The sequence below is a fragment of the Tenacibaculum sp. nBUS_03 genome (genome assembly GCF_051201695.1).
Lineage (GTDB): Bacteria > Bacteroidota > Bacteroidia > Flavobacteriales > Flavobacteriaceae > Polaribacter.
The window spans coordinates 3,219,128-3,241,556 of record NZ_CP179214.1 but is presented as its reverse complement, the minus strand read 5'-3'; the positions used below and the strand labels follow the sequence as shown (position 1 = coordinate 3,241,556).

The window sequence follows — 22,429 nt, the reverse complement described above, 5'->3', positions numbered from 1 at the left end:
AGATACCAAAACAAAAATCCGTTTAACCATAATGGTTGAACGGATTTAAAACTTTTAATTCTAATCTGATTAGCTCAATAATGACACCAATTCATTCTCGGTATTTCTACCTTTATTTTTGTTGTACCAAATTTGCAAATCTTTTTTGAATTCTGCATCTAATTTTCCATTTTTTTCTTTATAAGTTTTCACCATTGCAGAAGCTTCACTAGGACGGGTCCCCATGTACCAATTACATTTTTTTCATCATCTAAAACTATTAGTTTCGGAATTGAACGCCCACCATTTGTAAGAAAACTATCCATCAATTCTAAATTTTCATCTCTAAGAACTAACTGTAAATCTATATTCGAGTTTTCTTTTGCTATTTTATTTATCATCGGTAAATTATGAGCTGCATCACCACACCATCCTTCAGTCAAAACCAACCATGTTTGTTTTTCTGTGACTTTTTTGACATTCTCAATAGAATCAGAAGAAAGATGTAACGTTTTATCTAAACGTTTCATTCTTTTGTCATTTAAAACACTGTAATTTAAAAGATCTTCCGATTGATTTTCACCAGTTGATTTACCTTCTTTTATCAATTTATCAACCAAGCCTCTATAATCATCGTAAGACATTGCTTTACTTAAGCTCTTTTCAATAATTTCTTTCATCTTAAATATTTTTAACTAAACACAACGCAAACCATTTGGTTGTCTATACCCAATTTTAGACGTGTTTATTTAGAAAACTTACAATGAGTATTCTTTACTTTTTTTCAAATTTGAAAAAATATCATTAGTCATCGAAGACAAGTCAAACTCATGCTTCCAACCCCAATCTTTTCTAGCCTGAGAGTCATCTATTATCTGAGGCCAAGTATCGGCTATATCTTGACGGAAATCAGGGTTATATGAAATAGAAAAATCTGGAATGTGCTTTTTTATCTCATTAGCAATTTCTTTAGGTGTAAAACTAATCGCTCCCAAATTATAGGATGTTCTTATTTTAATATCATCTGGCTGAGCTTGCATAATTTGTATCGTAGCATCAATAGCATCTTTCATATACATCATTGGCAACCTAGTGTCTTTACTCAAAAAACATTCAAAATTTTTATTCTTTAATGCTTCAAAATAAATATCAACAGCATAATCTGTTGTACCTCCCCCAGGTAACGTTTTCCAACTTATAATTCCTGGATACCTGATACTTCGTACATCAACTCCATATTTATTATGGTAATAATTACACCAATGCTCTCCAGCTACCTTACTAATCCCATAAACAGTTGATGGCTCCATTACAGTTTGTTGAGGAGTATTGATTTTAGGAGAAGTACTACCAAACACAGCCATTGAACTAGGCCAATATACTTTCGCTATATGCTTATCTTTAGCTAGCTCTAAGACTGCTAACAATGAAATCATATTTAAATCCCATCCTTTTAATGGGTGCTTTTCAGCAGTTGCAGATAACATTGCCGCCATTAAGTATACTTGATTTACATTGTACTTTTTAATTACTTCTAAAATTCGCTCTTTATTAGTTGCGTCAACTATTTCAAAAGGGCCAGCAGTCATCATTTCTTCATTGCCTTCTCTGATATCAGAAGCTATTATATTTTTACCTCCATAAACCTCTCTTAACCTTTCGGTTAATTCAGTACCAATTTGACCACAAGCGCCTATAATTAATATTCTATCTTCCATTTATTAATAATTCAAAAATACAAACATACAAAAGTAATAAATTTCAGATTTCATAAAATAAAAATATTGTTTTTTAAGAATTACTAATTTTTTAATTAACAAGCATCAATTTGACTTTAACTAATAAAACTGTAATTTTACATCATGATACATTTAAAGAAACTTTCTACTCTTAATTTGTTAAAACTACTTGTATTAGTTTTAGCTTTAAGTTGTTCTCAAACTAAAAAAAAGACTAAAAAAACTACTTTACAAAAAAGTGGAATGAATATTACAAATTGCTATAACTACAATAACCTTGATAGTGTTTTTCTAATCAAGTTAAAAAAGTGGAAAGAATATTCTGACTTAGCTGAATTTATTAATCAATACAAAAAAACCACACCTAGAGAAGCTTTGAACAATGCTTTGGAATTAAAAAGTTTAACTAGAAAAGCAAAAGATAGCAATACCATAAAAACACTTAAAACATCAGCTTTCAATGCACGTATTAATGTTTTTGAAAATGAAGTCTTAAGATTGGCTGACATGACGTACATTCCTGCAATTTCTCCAAAACAAGTGAATAAACAAATTGAAAATGTTTGTTCCTCGTTTAGCAGCCTTAACTTGAAAATAATGGCTATTTATAAAAAAGACAAGTTCAACGATTCTGTTAAAATTAATGAAGCATTCCAAAAAATACGCTAAATCAGTAGGGTTTATAGCTTTAAAAGTGTTAATATTGTAACAACTAAGTGTTAAACTTAGTTAAAATGAAATAAAAAATATAACTCTTTTACAATTTTTAGAATGAAAAAAACAATTACCCTTTTATTGTTTTTCGCTTTAACCTTTCATTTTTATGGACAAATCCAACAAAATGCTCCTTGGTTTGTATCAAATGATTTAAAGCAGAAGAAAAAAACTACCTTAGAAGATATTTCTAAAGCTGCAGAAGCTTATTTTAAAACTATTGACCGTAATAAAAAAGGTAGTGGACTGAAGCCTTTTAAGCGATGGGAAGAGCACTGGTCTCATTACTTAAAACCTGACGGAACTATAGCTCCAGCAAAAGATTTATGGAGTGCTTGGGAACAAAAAAAACAATTAAGTAAACAAAGCAAAACAAATAATGGAGATTGGAAAGCTATGGGGCCATACTCTAGTTCTCACACCTCAGGTTTTGCAAGTAGACTCCAACAAACAGGGCAAGGTCGTATAAATGCTATTGCTGTAGACCCAAGTAATTCAAACACCTATTACGTAGGTTCTCCTGCTGGAGGAATTTGGAAATCTACTGATGCTGGAGTTAATTGGATTCCTTTAACCGACTATTTACCTCAAATTGGTGTTTCAGGTATTGCCATTCACCCTACCGACTCAAATACTATTTATATTGCTACTGGTGATGATGATGCTAATGATTCATATGCTGTTGGTGTATGGAAATCTACAGATGGAGGAACAACATGGAACAACACTGGAACTATTCCAGGAAACCCAACTTCTATGAATGAAATTTATATCATGCCAAATACTCCTGAAACTATTTTAGTTGCTACAAGCACCGGGGTTCAAAAGACCACTGATGGTGGTACTACTTGGGTTACAAAACTTAATGATAACATCATAGATATTAAAATGAAGCCAGGAGACCCTTCAACTTGGTATGCTATCACTGGTGCTAAGTTTTATAAATCAACTGATAGCGGCGAAACTTTTACTGAAAAAACAATTACTGGATTAACAAACTCAAGAAGGTTAGTTATGGATGTAACTCCAGCCAATTCACAATATATATACATAGCAAGTGCAGATTATAATTTTAACGGTGTATACAAATCTACTGATAGTGGAGAAACTTTCACTAGAACTGCTGAAACTGATGATATTTTTAAAAGTCGCCAAGCTAGTTATGATTTTGCAATTGCAGTATCAAATACTGATGCTAATAGAATTCACATAGGTGTGCTTGATATCTGGCAGTCATTAGATGGAGGAGATAATTTTTTTAAATCCAATAGTTGGGATGATTTTGATGCTGTAAATTACACGCACGCTGACATTCATTTTATGAGGTATATTGGTGACAAACTTTTCACTGGTACAGATGGTGGTATTTATGTCTCAAATGACAACGGTGTTAACTATGTCGATTTAACAAAAAATTTAGCCATAAGTCAGTTTTATAGAATATCAGTATCTCAATTAAAAAAAGATATTGTTGTTGGTGGAACACAAGATAATGGTGGTTATGGATTAACTGACGGACAATGGTATAATTATCATGAAGGCGATGGAATGGATGGTTTAGTTTCTCCTGTAAATTATAAAAAGTTTTATGGTTTTAATCAATATGGCAATCCACTAAACGTATCTAACAATGGAGGTCTTAATAGATCTTCACGCATAAGTGCACCAACTGCTGAAGTAAATCAAGCCACTGGTGACAATGGAGGAAGATGGATCACTCCATTAGCTGTTGACAGTAAAGGAACTATCTATGCTGGTTATAGCCAACTTTATAAATTAGTGAACAACAACTGGATAAAAGTCTCAGACCATTCATTCGGCGGAGATTTAACTGGAATAGAAATTGACCCAAATAATGATGATACAATTTATACTTTTTGGACAAGCAACAGTGTTTCTAGAATATATAAGAGTACTGATGCCGGTGTTACTTTTTCTTTAATCACTGCATATAGTAATGCTGTAAATTCTATAGAAGTAAGCAATACTGATTCTAATGTTGCTTGGATTGTAACCAGTCAAAAAATATATAAATCAACGAATGCAACAAACAATATTCCAACATTCACAGATATAACAGGCAACTTACCCTCAGAAGGTAAGAATATTATTAAACATCATGCAAGAAGTGGAAACAACACCATTTATTTAGGCACGAATTTAGGTGTGTATTACATTAATGACGACCTTACTGAATGGAAAACATTTGATAATAAATTACCAAACACACAAATTACTGACCTTGAAATAAATGAGGAAGAGGCTATACTATACGCAGCTACTTATGGTAGAGGATTATTCTCTTCACCAATTCCTAGACAATTACCCAGTAATGATATACGATTACTTTCGATAGACAAACCAATATCTAGCCAACTTAATTGTGAAGCTGGTTTAGCACCTGAACTTACAGTCAAAAACCAGGGAAAAAATGAAATAACAGCTGTTACTATTAAATACAGTATTGATGGAGGAACGGAAAGCACCTATAACTGGACTGGTAGTATTGTTTCTGAAGCAACTAAGAAAATTACAATTCCTACTTTTAATGTAACAAGCGGTAACCACTCTTTAGCTGTTGAAACAATTATTACCAATGATGCTTATGCTAGTAACAACAAACAAAACACTACGTTTTTATTAAATAATTTTAATAGTACTCCTACTACTTTAAACTCTTTTGAAAATAGTAACGATGAATTATTAGTAGAAACTACCTCTAATACAATGTGGGAAATAGGCAGTACTGGTAAAACACTATTAAAAGTACCTTCAGGATCTAAAGCTTATTTTACAAAAGCAACAGGAAATCACCCTGATAAAACAACTGGATATCTTTACACTGGTTGTTACGACATTACACAAATTACAAATCCTAACTTAAAGTTTAAAATGGCTTTTGACATTGAAAAAGACTGGGATTACATGAATGTTGAATACACTACTGATAATGGTAGAAACTGGACAATACTAGGAGAAGCTACTGACCCTAATTGGTACAATAGTTCAGCTACAACTGACTCTTCAAACAGATCAAATTTACCTGGAAAACAATGGACAGGTGCTGGTACTGAAAACAACACCCTAGGAGGAACTAATGCAACTATTCATCAGTACAGTTATGATTTATCAAGTTTTTCATCAGAAAGCAGCTTTATTATGCGTTTTGTTTTTAAAGCTGATGATAACACCAATGCCGAAGGTGCTGTTATTGATGATTTAGTAATTGAAGGTACATTATCTAGTGGTGATGCTACTTTATTAAATAACATTTCAATTTCACCAAATCCATCTGAAAGCATATTTAATTTAAAATGGAAATCAGAAGGAGAAAACATGAATGTTGTTGTTTTTGATATTACTGGTAAACAAGTATTCTCTAAAAAGAATATAAAGAATAGTACACATAGTTTAGACATGAGCAACTATTCAAGTGGTATATATTTACTAAAAATGCAAATGAATGGTAAATCAGCTACAAAAAAGCTTATTTTAAAATAATAGAATATTTTTTTTGATTCAAAACCGAAGCTATATGCTTCGGTTTTGTGTTTTTACCAAATAAAAATAAGCAACTACAAAATCAATTATTTTTTAGTAGTTTTGAATACATCAGAACAAACTCTAAAATCAAGATGAAAAAGTTTCTATTATTATTTTCTTTTAGCTTATTTATTTTTACGGCCTGTAATGAAAAAAAAGAAACTCCAAAAAATAGTTTTAAGGATATAAAGGCAGAAATTAATCTATTATTAAACAACTGGCACAAAGCTGCTGCTGAAGCTAATTATGATAATTATTTTAATAGCCTTTCAAATACTTCTTTTTATATTGGTACAGATGCTTCTGAAAATTGGAGTAAAAAAGAATTCAGTGCTTTTTGTAAACCTTATTTTGACAAAGGTAAAGCTTGGGATTTTAACCCTCTTGAAAGAAATGTTTACGCTAGTAATAATAAAGAAGTTATTTGGTTTGATGAATTACTAAATACCTGGATGGGAACCTGCAGAGGTTCAGGAGTACTAGAAAAAAACAAAAAAAGCGAGTGGAAAATTAAACACTATGTTTTATCTGTTGAAATCCCTAATGACGACATTAGAAAAGTAATTGATATCAAAAAAACACAAGACTCGTTATTCTTATCTAAATTCAAATAACAACCTCATTTACTGCTTCAAAAATTAAATTAGTTTCAAAACCTTTGTATAATAAGTGATCTATAATTTTCTTTTTTTTCTTAAATAAATTCGTTTCAGTTAAAAAATTATTTTTCTTTTCTATTAAACCATACAAAGTAGCAATATATTCCTCTTTATCAATTTCTTTTAACGCAGTTTTTATATTATAAGACGATATTTCTCTTTGTTTTAGCTCACGAATTATTCGTTGTTTACCCCATTTTTTTATTCTAAATTTCCCTCTAGCAAAACTTTTTGAAAACCGTTCTTCATTTAAAAAATTATGCTTCAATAAATGCAATAGAATATATTCTCTTGCTTCTGGAATTAAATTATATTCAGCAAGTTTTTTTTCTACATCTTTATGACATCGATCTTGATACACACAATAAGACTCAATTTTTCTCTTAATTTCATCAACGGTGAATACTTTTTTATTCATAGTACTATAAGCTTACTGTAACAATGCAACAGCATATTCTGCTACAAGAAAATCATTTTCTATAGAACTTCCACTAATCCCAATAGCTCCTATAATATTACCATCTACATTTTTTATTGGAATCCCTCCTGGAAATGTAATTAATCCACCATTTGAATGTTCTATATTAAATAAAGGCCCATTAGGTTGTGACAACTCACCTAAAATTCCTGTTTCTTTATTAAATAAACGAGCTGTTTTAGCCTTTTTAATAGCAATATCTATAGCTCCAAGAACAGCTCCATCCATTCTAGCAAAAGCTAATAAATTTGCTCCTGCATCAACAACTGCTATATTCATATATACATTTAATTGATTTGCTTTAAATTTAGCCCTGCTAATTAAATTTTCAGCTTCAAGTAATGTGATATTCATAATGGATATTAATTTTTCAACTACAAATGTATTAAACTATATTCTTTAAAAAAGTAATAACCTTATCTTTATAACTAGCTCCTATAGGAATTTCAACTGAATTAACTTCTATATCATTAATTGTAAAGGCTGAAATTTTATTTGTATTTATGACATAGGAACGGTGTACACGTAAAAAGTGTTTATGCGCTAATTCTTCTTCTATTTCACCTATTTTGTATTTAGAAACAATTCATTTATCATTAACTGTGTGAATTTTAATATAATCTTTCAAACTTTCTATGAATAGAATTTGATTAACTTTAATTTTATGATGCTTATTTCCTGATTTAACAAGTATAAATTCATCTTGTAAAACTTCTTTTTTTCAGATACAATTAAAGAATTCGTTCTAAGAAATTTATCAATAAATTTGAAAAAACACTCAAATGTTATGGGGTTATAATAAATAATCTACCACCTATAAATCGTAACTCTAAATAGCATAATCTCTATATGCTGTTGTGAAAATTGTTTTTGGAGGTTTTTTTATAGTTTTCAAAAAATCAATTCCAGTAATATTAGGCATTTTTATATCCAAAAATAATAAATTTATTTCCTGGCTACTCAAAACTTCAAATGCTTTTATTGCATTATTGTAAGTGGCTATAACCTCTAAAGAATCAATTTTTGAAATATGATTTTCTATTAACTTAATAGCCTGTGACTCATCATCAACCAACAAACATTTTACTTTCATAAACTAGCTTTTATTAATGTTTAATATTACCGTAAAATTACCTGTAGAAAAATCTATTTACAAACTATAACTTTAATGAGAAAACAAACATGCAACTAAGTTATAGTAGAAGAATAAGACCTCCTAGTTTCTGGCACTTAAATTCATTCGGAGGCATTTCTGATAGACGAAATATTCGAATTGGTAACCCCTATTTAAATCCTATGTACACAAACTCTTTTGAGTTAGGAGTATTAAAACGTTGGAATAAATTCACTTTAAATCCCTCAATCTATTACCAACGTACAACAAATGTTTTTGAAACTTTAGTAATTCCAAATACAACAGGAGCTTTAATTTCAAAACCTATAAATTCAGGAACTGAAAATAGACTTGGAGCTGAATTAGCTTTGCGAGATTCACCCCACAAATAGTGGCGTTTATCTAGTGAATTCAATTACTATTCTTTTGATTAAAGAGGGATTTTACACAGAAAACGACAACACGTGGTCTACTCGTTTAAATTCAAGAATGAGATTTTCAAAATTTACCATTCAATCAAACTTTAACTATAGAGAAGAAAGAGTTAGTAGAAAAATATTCACTGAAGCTCAGTATAGAGCTAACATAGGTATTAGTAAAGATTTTTTAGATGACAAAGCTACTGTTACTCTAAATATGAATAATATTTTAGGCTCAAGAGTTAGCAAACAACTAATAACAGGAGAAAACTACACAACAAATACATACAATCGTCCAATTGGTCGATTTACTTCAATAACCTTTACTTATCGTTTTAATAGATTAAAAAAAGATAGGGATTGTTTGCCAAATTAAAACTTTATAAGAAAGTAATAATTCAGCTTTAAATCATTGCACATTATACTAGAAAAGGTTGAAAGCTTTAAAACTTTCAACCTTTTTTAGTTAACAAATAAACTAATTATAAAATGCTACGTAACCACATTTTAAACTTCGTTATTAAATAAAATAATATTGGAACTACAATTAAAGTTAAAAAAGTTGCTATAAATAACCCGTAAATTACAGTCCATGCTAGTGGACCCCAAAAAATCACATTATCACCTCCAATATAAATATTAGGATTAAACTCACTCACCAAAGTAAAAAAGTTTATATTAAAACCTGTAGCAAGTGGTATTAAACCTAATATAGTAGTAATAGCAGTTAATAATACTGGTCGTAAACGTGCTTTACCACCTCTAATAATTGCTGCCTTTAACGTATCAACATCTACATAATCATTTTCAGCTATATTTTGCTCCACTTTTTTTCGATCAATCAATAATTGAGTATAATCAAGTAATACTACCCCATTATTTACAACAATCCCTGCCAATGAAATAATCCCCATCATTGTCATCATAATAACAAATGGCTTGGCTGTTATTATTAACCCTCCAAAAACACCTATCAAGCTTAAAAAAATTGCCAACATGATAATAGCAGGCTTTGAAACTGAATTAAATTGAAAAATTAAAATAAAGAAAATCAATCCTAAACCAGTAAAAAAAGCTCCCATTAAAAATAACATTTGCTTCTCTTGCTCTTCGATTTGCCCCGTGTAGTCAATCTTAACTTTTGCAGGTTTTTCAGTAAACGTTATCATTTCGCTTTTAATCTTTTCTACAATTGAAGCTGCATCTGTATAACCAGGCGCTAGAGCTGAATAAACAGTTACAATCCTTTTAGCTTCTTTATGCTTAATTGCACTATATCCTGAAGTATTAGTTTGTTTAGCTACTGCAGAAACTGGTATTGTTTTTACTTGACCATTTGAAGGGTCTCTAAATGTTATTTTCTGATTAAAAATGGCACTCTTGTTATATCTATTATCCTTATTAAAACGAACATAAATATCATAATCTTCACCATCTTCCTTATAAACTCCTGCTTTAGCTCCAAATATTGAATTACGTAATTGCTGTCCAACTTGAGCAGAACTAACTCCAAGCTCTCCAGCCTTTTTACGATCAACATTCACTAACATTGCTGGTTTAGACTTATTTACATCAATCTTTAGCTCATCAATTCCTGGGATACTTTTTGAATTGATAAAATCACGCATTTTTTCAGCAGTATTAATCAATTCACCATAATCTTTCCCTTCTAACTCTATATTTATAGGATAACCTGCTGGTGGCCCTACAGGATCTTTTTCTACAGAAATAGACAGTCCAGGGTAAATACCTTTTAAAGCTTCAGTAATTTTTTTCTGTAACTCTTTACTGTCGGCACCTCTTCTGTATTTATACTCTCTCATAGATGCTGTAATCTTACCTCTATGAGGCATTTCAGCTGTAGACCCTCCATCTGTTTGTGGATTACCAGAACCAGCTCCAACTTGTGAAACAGCACTTTCGACTAAAAAATTATGATCACCATCAACATATTCAGATGAATTTAGTATTTTATATACTCGTTCTTCTAAATCTTTCATTATAGTGTTCGTTTTTTCAATATCCGTTCCTTGCGGATATTCTATATATACTATAATCTGGTTTGGAGTATTGTCTGGGAAAAACTCAACTTTTGTTCTTTGACTAGCCACCGAAGCACCAAAGCCACCAAAAGCGACAACCAACATAACCACCGTTAAAACAGTTAAAACTATTGGTCTGTAACCTTTTAAAACCGCCGTTAATGATTTTTCATAAAAACGTTCCCATCTAGGTAATATTTTGTTCTGAAAAGCATTTGCCCATGGTCTTAAAGCTATTCGGTACACCCACAACATAATAGCTGTAAATAACATAATTGTTCCTAAAGCTCTATTTGACCCTCCAAAAATCATAATTAACAAACCAATACCTCCAATAATTGAAGACATTGTTATAATACGTTTTAAAGGCATATTTTTGTCTTCAACACTCATAAGTTGAGAAACCATTACTGAGTTAAAAAATATAGCCACAAATAATGATGACCCCAATACAACAGATAATGTTATAGGAAAATAAATCATAAACTGCCCCATAGTTCCAGGCCACATTCCTAAAGGAACAAAAGCGGCAACAGTTGTTAAAGTTGAGATAATAATAGGAAAAGCAATTTCTCCAATTCCTTTTTTAGCAGCTTCAATTCTTGTCATCCCCTCGTCCATCAAACGATATACGTTTTCAACAACAACAATTCCATTATCTACCAACATTCCTAATCCCATAATTAAACCAAACAGAATCATGGTATTCATTGTATATCCTAACCAATTTAATATCATTAATGACATAAACATTGACATCGGAATTGCAAAACCTACAAATAGTGCATTTTTAAATCCAAGGAAAAACATTAACACTAAGACCACTAAAATAACTCCGAAAATAATATTATTCACTAAGTCATCTACTTGACCAATTGTTTTAGAAGATTGATCATTAGCTATGGTTACTTTTAAATTACTAGGAAATTCATTAACTTTTGCATCAGCAACAATTTTTCTAATTTTTTCAGCTGCCTCCACCATGTTTTTACCTGAACGTTTTTTAACATCCAACATTACCACAGCTTCTCCAAACTCACGTGCATACGTAGTCTTATCCTTATCTTTAAATGTTACAACAGCAAGATCTTTTAAATAAATTGAATTTCCTTTTTCAGACTTTACAACAAAGTTTTGCAATTCTTGTGGTTTTTCAATTTCTCCTAAAATACGAATTGTACGTCTTTGTCCACTTGCAATTATATTTCCCGCAGACATTGTTAAATTTCCACCATTAACTGAATTAATGATATCTTGAAAACTAACCTTAGCCGCCATCATTTTATATATATCTACCGCTATTTCAATTTCTTTTTCCTCAGCTCCACGGATATCTACTTTTTTAATTTCAGACAAACTCTCTATTTCCTCTTCTAAATACTCTCCAAATTCTTTTAATTTATCTACAGGATAATCTCCAGAAATATTAATATTTAGAATAGGCATTTCTTCAGAAATACTTAATTCAAAAACATTAGGCTCTACTTTAGCCCCATTAAATGTTGGCCAATCTTCACCCGATGTTTTTTGATCTATCTCGTCTTTTACTTTTTGTTTTGCTTGATCTACTGAAATTTTTTCATCAAACTCAACAATAACCATAGATACATCTTCTTGTGAAGTAGATGTTACTTTTACAACATTACTAACCGTTTTTAATTTCTCTTCTAACGGATCAGTTATTAACTTCTCTATATCCTCTGCTGTATTACCAGGGTATATAGAACTAATATAAATTTTTGTCTCTCTAATTTCAGGGAAGTTCTCTCTTGGCATGTTAACAAATGCTGAAATTCCTAAAATAAGAATCAACGTCATTAACACATAAATGGTAGTTTTATTACCAATAGCCCAAGAGGATAGACCAAATTCTTTATCGACTTGTTTTTTTTGTTTCTCAGTCATCCTAATAATTATTGGTTTAATAGTTTAACCTCTTGATTGTCTTTAACACTTCGCGCACCTTCTTTTATGATTTTAACTCCATTGGTAAGACCAGATAAAACTTCAATAACATCTCCTTGAGTTTTACCTGTTTTAATGATTACTTGTTTCGCTATCCCTATTTTATCCTTAACATTTTCAACAATATATACATACTGCTCTCCTTTTGCATTTTCAGAGATAATACTTTGAGGTATTAAAATAGCTTTTTCACTCGTGTAATCATTAATTCTCAATTTAGCTGTTAAATTTGGTTTAATGCTTCTATCTTTATTTGACACTCCAACCTCTACTTTAAATGTTCTATTAGCAGGGTTTATAAAGTTTCCAGCTTGGCGTACAAAAGATGTTACTGTTTTTCCTAAAACAGGAAACTCTACTTGTACTTCTTTTCCTTTTTTTACTGATGTAATATAACTTTCTGGAACATCAGTTTCAATATACATGTTTCCTAAGTTTACAACTCTAAATACTTCAGCTCCCATTCCAGGTGCTACCACAGTACCTTCTTCTTTTATTACATCATCAACAATTCCTGTAAAAGGTGCTTTTATTACACTTTTTCCTAACTGTTGTTTTAATTGATTTACTGATCTAGTAGCTGCTTCATAATTTGTTTTTGCTTGTAAAAATTGAATTTCAGAACCAATTTTTTGATCCCATAATCTTTTTTGTCTTTCAAACGTAGTTTTTGCCAACGCTGCTTGAACCTCTACTTGCGCAACTTGTTGATACAATCCACCGTCATCAATTTTAGCCAATGCTTGACCTTTTACTACTCGTTGCCCTTCTTTCACATATACCTTTACCAATTTACCGGGCATTTCAGGGTATACTAGTACATTTTTTTTGGTTTGTACATTTCCTTGTAAATCTAGATAATGAACAAAAACTTCTTCATGAGCACTAATGACAGTAATTAGTGGTACTTTTTTATTTGTATCTAACTTAGCTATTTCATTATTTAATAATTTAATTTGTGTAGCTAATTCTTGTTGTTTCTTATCTAACTCCTCTTTTTTAGTACGAATTGTTTTTAAATCTTTTGAGTTTATTACCGACTCAACTGATTTCTCTTTGCTACCACATGCAGCAAAAAGTGTTGCTATAGTTATTATAATTCCAATCCTTCTCATTAGTTGATTATTTTATAGGTATGTTTAGTGCGTTTTCTAATTTGGCTTTTTTGGCAATGACGTTTAACATCGATTGAACATAGTTATTTTGTTGTGAGTATAATTGATTTTGTGCTTGTAATAAATCAAAACTTGATGATATTCCTTCAAAAAACTTTAATTGTTGTTTTTTCTCTATTCGTTCTGCTAATGCTAAATTTTTCTTTGCAGTATCGAAATTTTCTATACTGAGTTGATATTCGCTTTTCGCAGATTTTGCTTGAAGACGTAGCTTTTGTTTTATTTCTTCTTTTTTAATATCTGCGTTCTCTAATTCAATTCTAGCTCTAGCAGTTTTTGATTTTCTTCCGAAGCTACTAAAAATTGGTACATTTAACGATACCCCAAGTAACGAGTAATCAAACCACTTTTGGTCTCCATTAAAAAAATTAAAATCATTTGAATTGGCATTGGCTCCATAATTTACAAAAGCTGACAAGCTTGGTAAGGCCTTGCTTTGCTCTAATTTCATCAATAACCGCTTACTTTCACGATCATTTTCAGCCATTTTAAAGTCAATATGTTTTTTAACATCAAACACTTTAGTTAACAAATCTAAATCAGTGTTTGTAACCACAAGGCTATTTAACGAATCGGTTAATACTAACTTTTTTTCTATTGAATTACCTAAAGATATATTTAACATTTGATACGCAACCTCTTTCATTCTCTTCGCATTATTCAAATTACTTTCTATATTGCCAAGAGTTATTTGTAACTGTTCTACATTTTCTAGTTCAGTTAACCCATTATCATATATTTTTTGAGTTTCATTCAGGTTTTTTTGTAAAACTTTTCTGTTTTTATCTAAAATACTGATAGTTTCTTCAGTTATTAAAACATTACCATAAGCATTAATCACTGCTTCCCTTGTTGTTAAAACAGTTTTCTCTTTTGCTTGTTCTGATATTTTCAAATATGTTTTAGCTGATTGTAATCCAACTAAATAAGAACCATCAAATATCAATTGTTTTAATGTTACGGAAGCATTCATGGTTTGTTGTGTTCCAAATTTTACTGGCACAAAAGTTCCTGGAGCACCTCCTGCAATTTCTCCTGGTAATAAAGAAACTTGTTGCTTCAACCAGTTCTGATAATCTAACTTTCCATCAATTTGAGGCAACCCAATTGTTGTTGTTTCCCATTTTCTTTCTTTAGCTGCTTCAATATTTTTTGAAGCTATTTTATTACTGTAGTTATTTTTTATAGCGTAATCAATAGCCTCCTGCATTGAAATACTCATTACTTTTTCTTGCGCTAGTAAAAAACTTGTGAAAAAGAATACAGATAAACTATATATGTATTTTCTCATTGTTAGTGATTTTTATTTATGATTTTTAATTGTTTCTCTAATTCTGCGATTCCTTTTTCAGTAGCAATAGCTCTGATATGGTACTCTAATACTTCATATTCAATTTTCATTACTTCTTTCATTTCATGACCATATAAATCGCTTTCAAAAACGCCAAAAATTAATGTGAAATAAAAATTAACGATTAAATCTATTTTTATATTCTCTCTATACAGCCCTTGTTCAATCCCTTTTGCTAAATTATCTACATTACAATCTCTAAACATACATGCTTCTCGTTCCATTAGCTCAGCATATGTTTCAGGGTAATACTTTTTAAGCTGATACATTGGTGACGTTTTAGCGTTTTTAAACATCTCTTTAAAAATTGCTTTTACAGCAAATTCTTCAGCTATCGCATTATGATTTTGTCCTTTAATAAATAAAATTGTAGCATCTATAGCTTCTTGAACAGCTTCTGTTGAAGCTCCAACCAAACCAACTTTATTAGGAAAATACTTGTAAATTGTTTTTTTAGATATCCCCAGCTCCCTCGCTATGTCATCCATAGTAACACTTTTAAACCCTAAGTTTAAAAACATTTCTCCCGATTTTTCTAAAATTTTATCTCTCATAATTCTTTGCAAATCTACAAAAGGAAACTTAGGAAACAATAAAAGTTTCCTAAGTTTTAATCTTTTTTTAACATTCTTTTAGGTATACTTTTTTTGTTTACCTTATTTTTACAAAAAATTTCAGATTTGGACTTATTAAAATATCATTCAGACTTTTTAACCTATTTAGAAAAACAAAATTTCACCAGAGAACCTAAAAACCTATACGAACCTGTAGACTATATTTTACAGTTAGGAGGAAAAAGAATCAGACCTATTTTAACATTAATTGCTTCTGACATCTTCTCCGGAAGCCATACCGAAGCTCTTCCTGCTGCTTTAGCTGTTGAAGTTTTTCATAATTTCACACTGGTACATGATGACATTATGGATGATGCCCCTTTAAGAAGAGGTAAAGAAACCGTTCATGAAAAATGGGATATTAACACAGGAATTTTATCTGGAGATGCTATGCTTATTTTAGCATATCAATACTTTGAAAACTACAAACCTACTGTTTTTCAAAAATTAGCTCAATTATTTAGCAAAACTGCTCTAGAGGTCTGTGATGGACAACAATTAGATGTTGATTTTGAAACTAGAAATGATGTTACTATTGATGAGTATATAAAAATGATAAGTTTAAAGACTTCTGTTTTAGTAGCTGCTGCCTTAAAAATGGGAGCTATTGTTGCTGAAGCTGATGAAGAACAGGCTCAACATTTATATAATTATGGCTTAAACCTAGGTATCGCTTTTCAATTACAAGACGACTACTTAGATACTTTTGGAAATCCAGATACTTTTGGAAAACAGATTGCTGGAGATATTATAGAAAATAAGAAAACATACCTATATTTAAAAGCTCTTGAAGTAGCGAACACCTCTGATAGAGAAAATCTATTAAATTTATTTAATGGAAAAGAAAAAAATATTGAAGAAAAAATTAAGCAAACAACTTCGATTTTTATAGATAACAACATTCCTCAACACACCCAACAACTTATTGAATATTACACAAATAAGTCTTTTGAGTTTTTAGATATCATGACACTAAATGAGAACGCAAAGCAAGGCTTACGCACTTTTGGCGAAAATTTAATGAACAGAAAAGTGTAAAAAATGTTTGGTATTTTAAAAAAGATGCTATCTTTGCACACCCAAAATAACGGGTCCTATAGCTCAGTTGGTTAGAGCACCTGACTCATAATCAGGTGGTCCGAGGTTCGAGTCCTCGTGGGACCACCATTAAAGCTTCACTTTTAGTGAAGCTTTTTTGTTTTCTAAAAGTAACATACCTCTCCCCTTACTTATTAAGTAAATCTAGCCTTTCTTTCTTCAATTAAAAAAGTAGGGTTTATCTGAAATTCTTTCCAAAGTAGCATTAACTCGTTAAAAAGAGGTATTGAAGTTGATCTACTACCATATTGTATAATAATATACGCTAATAAATTGTAACATGCTGTATACTCTCCACTCGCAATTAAACTATCGAGCATATTACTTTTCTTCTCTTTTTTAGTAAACCATAATGTAGTACCAAATGAGGCACTTTTTATAGAGTTTTTTATAATTTCATTACTTATAGTACCAGTATACTTAACTATTTTATCCCAATTTCTAACTCTTTCAGGTTTATCAGTTTGATTTCCTGAAGAATCTTCACATCTTAATTCATATACAGTAGACGAAATTACTTTATTAGGAAAAGTACTATATATAGCATTTGCATGTTGGCGCCTATCATTTTTAAGAAAAATAACACCAGCCATCCTCATTAATGATTTTGCTCTGTTAACAATGTAAAAACCAACTCTTCTGGGAGGTAAGTATAATTGCTGATCTATCCCTGTTTGATTTTGCATTAATTTAGATAATGAAAAAAACAAGAAATGTATAAAGGTTAAAAAAGCAAAAAAGACAACGCTAATTGTATACCATACCAGCCATTTTTTTATAAAGAAAAAAACAGTAGCCATTAATACTAACAACAATGTAAAAGCACTTGACAATAATGATGCATATTTACTAAACTTACTTTTTGAAGCAAATTCAAAACCTTTACCTGGATAAGGAGAAGCAACATCACTAACAAAATATAAATCATAATTATCATCATTACGACTTTGTGCTTCAGAAACAAAAACCGATGTACCTTGGTTATCCACAATCCCTCCATCCATTAAACCAATTTCATTTAGATCATTATATTTTGATGTAAAATCATATGGAAACCCAATAGGTTCAAAACCTCCGGGAAAAGCAGTAGACGCTGCTATAATATCACCTAACTTAATATCATCAATAATATGTTTGTATTTACTATGAGCTTTACCATTTCCAAACCTTTTTTGGTTACCTTTTATATTTTGAAACCTAAATTGGTGAGTGCTATCAAAATCAGTAGCATTAAAAATCACTCTTTCTAAATGAGTCTTTGAACTACCTTTGCTAATTAAATTTTGAATTTGCCCTAGTGTCGTATTATTCGTAAAGTTATTATATTCAATTGCAAAAGCATTAATCGGATTTTTCCTTTTATGCTTATTTTCTGGTTTATTCCACACTAATGGCCCTCGTAAATGACTTATAGCATTACTTGCTAACTCATCTTTATCAAGCCAATTATAATAATCATCTAAAAAAGCATCAAAACCTTTTCCTTCAATTTGAGATTGTGCATATTTTACACCCGTAATAGTACCTCCAGATACTGTAGATATTGCCTTAACGTTTTCTAACAAACCTACTTTTTCAAGAAGAGATAGAGTTCCTAAAGAAAAACAAGCAGCTCTATAACCACCCCCAGAAAAACACAAAGCAATCGATTTAAAAAGTTCCATAAATAATTTGATTAATTTATCTAAATACATTTAGGAAAAACAATAGCAATTATTTAACCTTTTCCTTCTCTCTTCAGGTTTTAAAACTACTCTTTTTTTACTTTTTACAAAAAACTAAATCCTCTCTTTTCAGTATTTTTAGATATCTAAAAAAATAGTACAGTTTTACATAAAGATCAACTACCTTAAATAAAGCTAACATCTTTACTTTAAAGAATACTAGAGAATCTAATAATTATTCAGGCTTTGTAATCTAGTAACATATTTACCAATAACATCAAACTCTAAATTCACTTTTGTTCCTTTTACGAAGTTTTTAAATGTGGTATGCTCTAAGGTATATGGAATAATAGCTACACTAAATTCATTTTTCTTAGAATTCACAACAGTTAAACTAACTCCGTTAACTGTAATTGATCCTTTTTCAATAGTTACATTACCATCAAAATCATAAGAAAAAGTAAAAACAGTACTTCCATCATCGTCTTTTACATTTTCACAAACCCCAGTTTTATCTACATGTCCTTGTACTATATGACCATCTAACCTAGCGCCTAGCTTCATTCCTCTCTCAAGGTTTACATGATCTCCTACTACTAACTCACTTAAATTAGTTTTATCCAACGTTTCTTTAATTGCTGTAACCTTATACTCATCAGCAACTATATCAACTACAGTTAAACAAACACCATTGTGAGCCACACTTTGATCTATTTTTAATTCACTTGTAATACTACTTTTAACTGTTAAATGAAGATTACCCTTTTCTTTTTCAAGTTTAGTTACAATACCAAGAGTTTCAATTATTCCCGTAAACATTCTCTAAATTTTAATTACTTTTGTTACCATCAAAAATACGACATTACAGAAGTAAACTATGGATAAATCGAACAAAATTATTGTTGGTATTTCAATTGGAGATATAAATGGTATAGGTATTGAAATTATTTTAAAGACTTTTGAAGACAAACGCATGTTAGAGTTTTGCACTCCTGTTTTGTTTGGTTCAAACAAGTTGATATCTTATCATAAAAAAGTATTAAAGCTTAACAATAGTATTCATGGTATCACTTCTATTGATAAAATAACTCATGGAAAAATTAATTTAGTTAACATCTGGAAAGAAGAAGTTAAAATTGAAATTGGAAAAACAACGGAAGATGGTGGTAACTATGCCTTAAAATCATTGCAATTTGCTACAAATTCATTAAAAGATAACAAAATTGATCTTTTAATAACAGCACCGATAAACAAGGAAAATATTCAATCGAAAGAATTTGACTTTCCTGGACACACTGAATATCTTGAAGATAATTTAGAAGGAGAAAGTTTAATGATTTTAATGACAGATGAGTTACGAATCGGATTAATCACTGGTCATATTCCTATTTCAAAAATAGCAGAAACCATCACTCCTGAGTTAATAAAGCGTAAAGTTGAAATTATGCATACCTCTTTAAAACAAGATTTCAATATAAACAAGCCTAAAATAGCTGTACTTGGTTTAAACCCTCACTGTGGAGATAAAGGAGTTATAGGTAAGGAAGATGATGAAATTATAAGACCAACAATAAAAGAAATTCAAGAAGCAGGTAAATTAGTTTATGGCCCTTATGCTGCTGATGGCTTTTTTGGATCAAAGACCCATCAAAAATTTGACGGTGTTTTAGCAATGTATCACGATCAAGGACTTGCTCCTTTCAAAGCTCTTTCTTTTGGAAATGGTGTTAATTTTACTGCTGGGCTTAACAAAGTAAGAACATCACCTGACCACGGAACAGGGTTTGATATCGCAGGAAAAAACAAAGCAAATCCAGCATCTTTTAAAGAGGCTTTATTTACTTCTCTTCAAATTTACAAGAACAGAATTGAATATCAAAACCTTATAAAAGGAGCTTTAAAAACAAAATAATGAAAAATTTATTTCCAAAATATAAATATAAAAACATTTTTTATATCTTTGCACGCTCAAATTGATGTTGTAGATGAAAGACTTAAAACAATTCGACATACCTTTTATAGGTTTAAAGGAAGGAAGTCATTTATTTGAATATCATATTGATAAAACGTTCTTTGAAGCTTATCAGTTTGATGATTTTAATGACTGCGATGTTAATACAACTATAAATTTTGCAAAAAAAAGTAACTTAATGGAACTTAACTTTGCGATAAATGGTAGTGTTAATGTTCCTTGTGACATGACAGGTGAATTATTTGATCAAAAAATTGACGGTACTTTACATTTAATTGTGAAATTTGGACATGAATATAATGATGATAACGATGAAATTTTGATTCTTCCCAACGAAGCTTATCAAATTAATGTTTCTCAATATATCTATGAACTTATAATTTTATCGGTACCTAATAAAAGAGTTCATCCTGATGTATTGGATGGAACTATGAAATCTGAAGCTTTAGAGAAATTAGAAGAATTAAGAATAGACGAAGAAAAGACTGTTGAAGAAAAAACAACAGACCCTAGATGGGATAAATTAAAGGATTTACTAACAGATAAATAAGACATAAAATGGCACATCCAAAGAGAAAAATATCTAAAACTAGAAGAGACAAAAGAAGAACTCATTACAAAGCTTCAGTACCTCAAATAGCTGTTGATCCTACTACTGGAGAGGCTCATTTATACCATAGAGCACACTGGCATGAAGGAAAATTATACTATAGAGGTCAAGTAGTATTAGAATCTGCTACTGCAGAAGCGTAATCACTGGTTTTCAAAAAAGCTGAAAAAACCCTCCTTTCGAGGGTTTTTTCGTATTTTTAAGTCAAAAATTTAAGTTTTTGCTTTTTTTTCTTTAAAGATGTGAAATAATTTTCATTTCTTTGAAAACTAGTTTTACAACAAAACAAACAACTATGACTAAAATATCTGCAGCTATCACAGCAGTAGGAAAGTATGTTCCAGAATATGCTCTTACGAATAAAGAGCTTGAAACTATGGTAGACACCAATGATGAGTGGATTACTAGTAGAACTGGAATCAAAGAAAGAAGAATTTTAAAGGTAGAAGGTGCTGGAACATCTTACATGGCTATCAAAGCGGCTGAAAATTTACTAGAAAAATCTGGTGTTTTAGCTTCTGACATTGATATGGTAATAGTAGCCACAGCTACGCCTGATATGCCAGTTGCTTCAACTGCGGCTCATACTGCTTCAAAAATTGGAGCTGTAAATGCATTTTCTTACGATTTACAAGCAGCTTGTTCAAGTTTTCTTTATGGAATGTCAACTGCTTCTAGTTACATTGAAAGCGGTCGTTACAAGAAAGTACTTTTAATTGGAGCTGATAAAATGTCCTCTATAATCGATTATACAGATAGAGCTACTTGTATTATTTTTGGTGATGGTGCAGGTGCAGTACTTTTTGAGCCTAACACCGAAAGCTTAGGTTTACAAGATGAGTACTTACGTAGCGATGGAATAGGTAGAGAGTTTTTAAAAATTGATGCAGGAGGGTCTATTTTACCTTCTTCAGAAGAAACTATTAAAAACAATAAACATTTTGTTCATCAAGAAGGACGTACAGTTTTTAAATTTGCTGTTTCAAATATGGCAGATGTAGCTGAAAAAATGTTAACGAGAAATAATTTAACCAAAGAAGAAATTCAATGGTTGGTTCCGCATCAAGCTAATAAAAGAATTATTGAAGCAACAGCCAATAGAGTTGGACTAGAGGAAGATAAAGTTATGATGAATATTCATAAATATGGAAATACAACTTCAGCTACGCTGCCTTTATTACTTGCTGACTATGAAAAAGTTTTAAAAAAAGGAGATAACTTAATTTTTGCCGCATTTGGTGGTGGCTTCACTTGGGGAGCTATCTATTTAAAATGGGCATATAACTCATAAAC

The 22,429-nt window shown here is 30.6% G+C and carries 21 protein-coding genes, 1 tRNA gene and 1 pseudogene; 11 read left to right on the top strand and 12 right to left on the bottom strand.

The annotated features are described in order from the left end of the window. Positions 1 to 188: 188 nt before the first annotated feature. Both ACMFBB_RS14775 and ACMFBB_RS14770 read right to left on the bottom strand, forming a co-directional pair. Positions 189 to 659: a thioredoxin family protein gene (locus tag ACMFBB_RS14775; RefSeq protein ID WP_435261518.1), complete on the bottom strand. Its 471-nt coding sequence runs from the start codon at positions 657 to 659 to the stop codon at positions 189 to 191. 78 nt (positions 660 to 737) lie between these two features. Next, complete coding sequence (locus ACMFBB_RS14770; RefSeq protein WP_435261517.1) at positions 738 to 1,697, bottom strand: NAD-dependent epimerase/dehydratase family protein; 960 nt, start codon at positions 1,695 to 1,697, stop codon at positions 738 to 740. A 144-nt stretch (positions 1,698 to 1,841) separates the two neighbouring features. On the opposite strand from ACMFBB_RS14770, the gene ACMFBB_RS14765 reads away from it, so the two are divergent. From ACMFBB_RS14765 to ACMFBB_RS14755, 3 genes are all read left to right on the top strand, one after another. Then, a complete protein-coding gene (locus ACMFBB_RS14765) occupies positions 1,842 to 2,387 on the top strand; it encodes a hypothetical protein (RefSeq protein WP_435261516.1) in 546 nt (181 codons plus the stop codon). A gap of 102 nt (positions 2,388 to 2,489) precedes the next feature. Then, a complete protein-coding gene (locus ACMFBB_RS14760) occupies positions 2,490 to 5,933 on the top strand; it encodes a T9SS type A sorting domain-containing protein (protein ID WP_435261515.1) in 3,444 nt (1,147 codons plus the stop codon). 134 nt (positions 5,934 to 6,067) lie between these two features. Next, entirely contained in the window at positions 6,068 to 6,589 is a 522-nt protein-coding gene (locus ACMFBB_RS14755) for a nuclear transport factor 2 family protein (RefSeq protein WP_435261514.1), read from the top strand. On the opposite strand, the gene ACMFBB_RS14750 is transcribed toward ACMFBB_RS14755, so the two are convergent. From ACMFBB_RS14750 to ACMFBB_RS14735, 4 genes are all read right to left on the bottom strand, one after another. Next, positions 6,582 to 7,052, bottom strand: a complete 471-nt coding sequence (locus tag ACMFBB_RS14750; RefSeq protein ID WP_435261513.1) for a regulatory protein RecX — start codon at positions 7,050 to 7,052, stop codon at positions 6,582 to 6,584. The genes ACMFBB_RS14755 and ACMFBB_RS14750 overlap by 8 nt on opposite strands. Positions 7,053 to 7,064: 12 nt before the next feature. Beyond that, complete coding sequence (locus ACMFBB_RS14745; RefSeq protein ID WP_435261512.1) at positions 7,065 to 7,466, bottom strand: GlcG/HbpS family heme-binding protein; 402 nt, start codon at positions 7,464 to 7,466, stop codon at positions 7,065 to 7,067. Between the two features lie 31 nt (positions 7,467 to 7,497). Then, positions 7,498 to 7,680, bottom strand: coding sequence for a LytTR family transcriptional regulator DNA-binding domain-containing protein (locus ACMFBB_RS14740; protein ID WP_435264315.1), 183 nt, complete (start codon positions 7,678 to 7,680; stop codon positions 7,498 to 7,500). Positions 7,681 to 7,941: 261 nt separating this feature from the next. Further along, positions 7,942 to 8,205 (bottom strand): LytR/AlgR family response regulator transcription factor, encoded by a 264-nt coding sequence (locus tag ACMFBB_RS14735; protein ID WP_435261511.1) that lies wholly within the window; start codon positions 8,203 to 8,205, stop codon positions 7,942 to 7,944. A gap of 62 nt (positions 8,206 to 8,267) precedes the next feature. Between ACMFBB_RS14735 and ACMFBB_RS14730 the strand changes: the two are divergent. Next, positions 8,268 to 8,618, top strand: a pseudogene (locus tag ACMFBB_RS14730) (TonB-dependent receptor domain-containing protein); the annotation flags it as partial. Between the two features lie 13 nt (positions 8,619 to 8,631). Next, the gene (locus tag ACMFBB_RS14725) at positions 8,632 to 9,021 is read left to right on the top strand and encodes an outer membrane beta-barrel protein (protein ID WP_435261510.1); all 390 of its coding nucleotides are present in this window, start codon (positions 8,632 to 8,634) and stop codon (positions 9,019 to 9,021) included. 106 nt (positions 9,022 to 9,127) lie between these two features. Here the strand turns inward: ACMFBB_RS14725 and ACMFBB_RS14720 are convergent, their stop codons facing one another. Genes ACMFBB_RS14720 through ACMFBB_RS14705 form a run of 4 tightly spaced genes read right to left on the bottom strand, consistent with a single transcriptional unit; the run spans position 9,128 to position 15,732 of the window. Then, the gene (locus ACMFBB_RS14720; RefSeq protein ID WP_435261509.1) at positions 9,128 to 12,592 is read right to left on the bottom strand and encodes an efflux RND transporter permease subunit; all 3,465 of its coding nucleotides are present in this window, start codon (positions 12,590 to 12,592) and stop codon (positions 9,128 to 9,130) included. 8 nt (positions 12,593 to 12,600) lie between these two features. Continuing rightward, complete coding sequence (locus tag ACMFBB_RS14715) at positions 12,601 to 13,767, bottom strand: efflux RND transporter periplasmic adaptor subunit (protein ID WP_435261508.1); 1,167 nt, start codon at positions 13,765 to 13,767, stop codon at positions 12,601 to 12,603. A 7-nt stretch (positions 13,768 to 13,774) separates the two neighbouring features. Further along, entirely contained in the window at positions 13,775 to 15,118 is a 1,344-nt protein-coding gene (locus ACMFBB_RS14710) for a TolC family protein (RefSeq protein WP_435261507.1), read from the bottom strand. Between the two features lie 2 nt (positions 15,119 to 15,120). Then, complete coding sequence (locus ACMFBB_RS14705; RefSeq protein WP_435261506.1) at positions 15,121 to 15,732, bottom strand: TetR/AcrR family transcriptional regulator; 612 nt, start codon at positions 15,730 to 15,732, stop codon at positions 15,121 to 15,123. 126 nt (positions 15,733 to 15,858) lie between these two features. On the opposite strand from ACMFBB_RS14705, the gene ACMFBB_RS14700 reads away from it, so the two are divergent. Together ACMFBB_RS14700 and ACMFBB_RS14695 are read left to right on the top strand one after the other, a co-directional pair. Further along, complete coding sequence (locus ACMFBB_RS14700; RefSeq protein WP_435261505.1) at positions 15,859 to 16,830, top strand: polyprenyl synthetase family protein; 972 nt, start codon at positions 15,859 to 15,861, stop codon at positions 16,828 to 16,830. Between the two features lie 52 nt (positions 16,831 to 16,882). Beyond that, positions 16,883 to 16,959: transfer RNA gene (locus ACMFBB_RS14695), tRNA-Ile, on the top strand. 65 nt (positions 16,960 to 17,024) lie between these two features. Here ACMFBB_RS14695 and ACMFBB_RS14690 read toward each other — a convergent pair. Then, positions 17,025 to 18,554: a patatin-like phospholipase family protein gene (locus tag ACMFBB_RS14690; protein ID WP_435261504.1), complete on the bottom strand. Its 1,530-nt coding sequence runs from the start codon at positions 18,552 to 18,554 to the stop codon at positions 17,025 to 17,027. 228 nt (positions 18,555 to 18,782) lie between these two features. Continuing rightward, on the bottom strand, positions 18,783 to 19,373 hold the full coding sequence (locus ACMFBB_RS14685) for a riboflavin synthase (RefSeq protein WP_435261503.1): 591 nt from the start codon (positions 19,371 to 19,373) through the stop codon (positions 18,783 to 18,785). Between the two features lie 58 nt (positions 19,374 to 19,431). On the opposite strand from ACMFBB_RS14685, the gene pdxA reads away from it, so the two are divergent. From pdxA to ACMFBB_RS14665, 4 genes are all read left to right on the top strand, one after another. Further along, positions 19,432 to 20,466, top strand: a complete 1,035-nt coding sequence (pdxA, locus tag ACMFBB_RS14680; RefSeq protein WP_435261502.1) for a 4-hydroxythreonine-4-phosphate dehydrogenase PdxA — start codon at positions 19,432 to 19,434, stop codon at positions 20,464 to 20,466. A 73-nt stretch (positions 20,467 to 20,539) separates the two neighbouring features. Then, complete coding sequence (locus ACMFBB_RS14675; RefSeq protein ID WP_435261501.1) at positions 20,540 to 21,076, top strand: YceD family protein; 537 nt, start codon at positions 20,540 to 20,542, stop codon at positions 21,074 to 21,076. A gap of 8 nt (positions 21,077 to 21,084) precedes the next feature. Then, positions 21,085 to 21,279: a 50S ribosomal protein L32 gene (gene rpmF, locus ACMFBB_RS14670; RefSeq protein WP_028892219.1), complete on the top strand. Its 195-nt coding sequence runs from the start codon at positions 21,085 to 21,087 to the stop codon at positions 21,277 to 21,279. A 152-nt stretch (positions 21,280 to 21,431) separates the two neighbouring features. Next, positions 21,432 to 22,427: a beta-ketoacyl-ACP synthase III gene (locus ACMFBB_RS14665; protein ID WP_435261500.1), complete on the top strand. Its 996-nt coding sequence runs from the start codon at positions 21,432 to 21,434 to the stop codon at positions 22,425 to 22,427. The last annotated feature ends 2 nt before the right edge of the window (positions 22,428 to 22,429 follow it).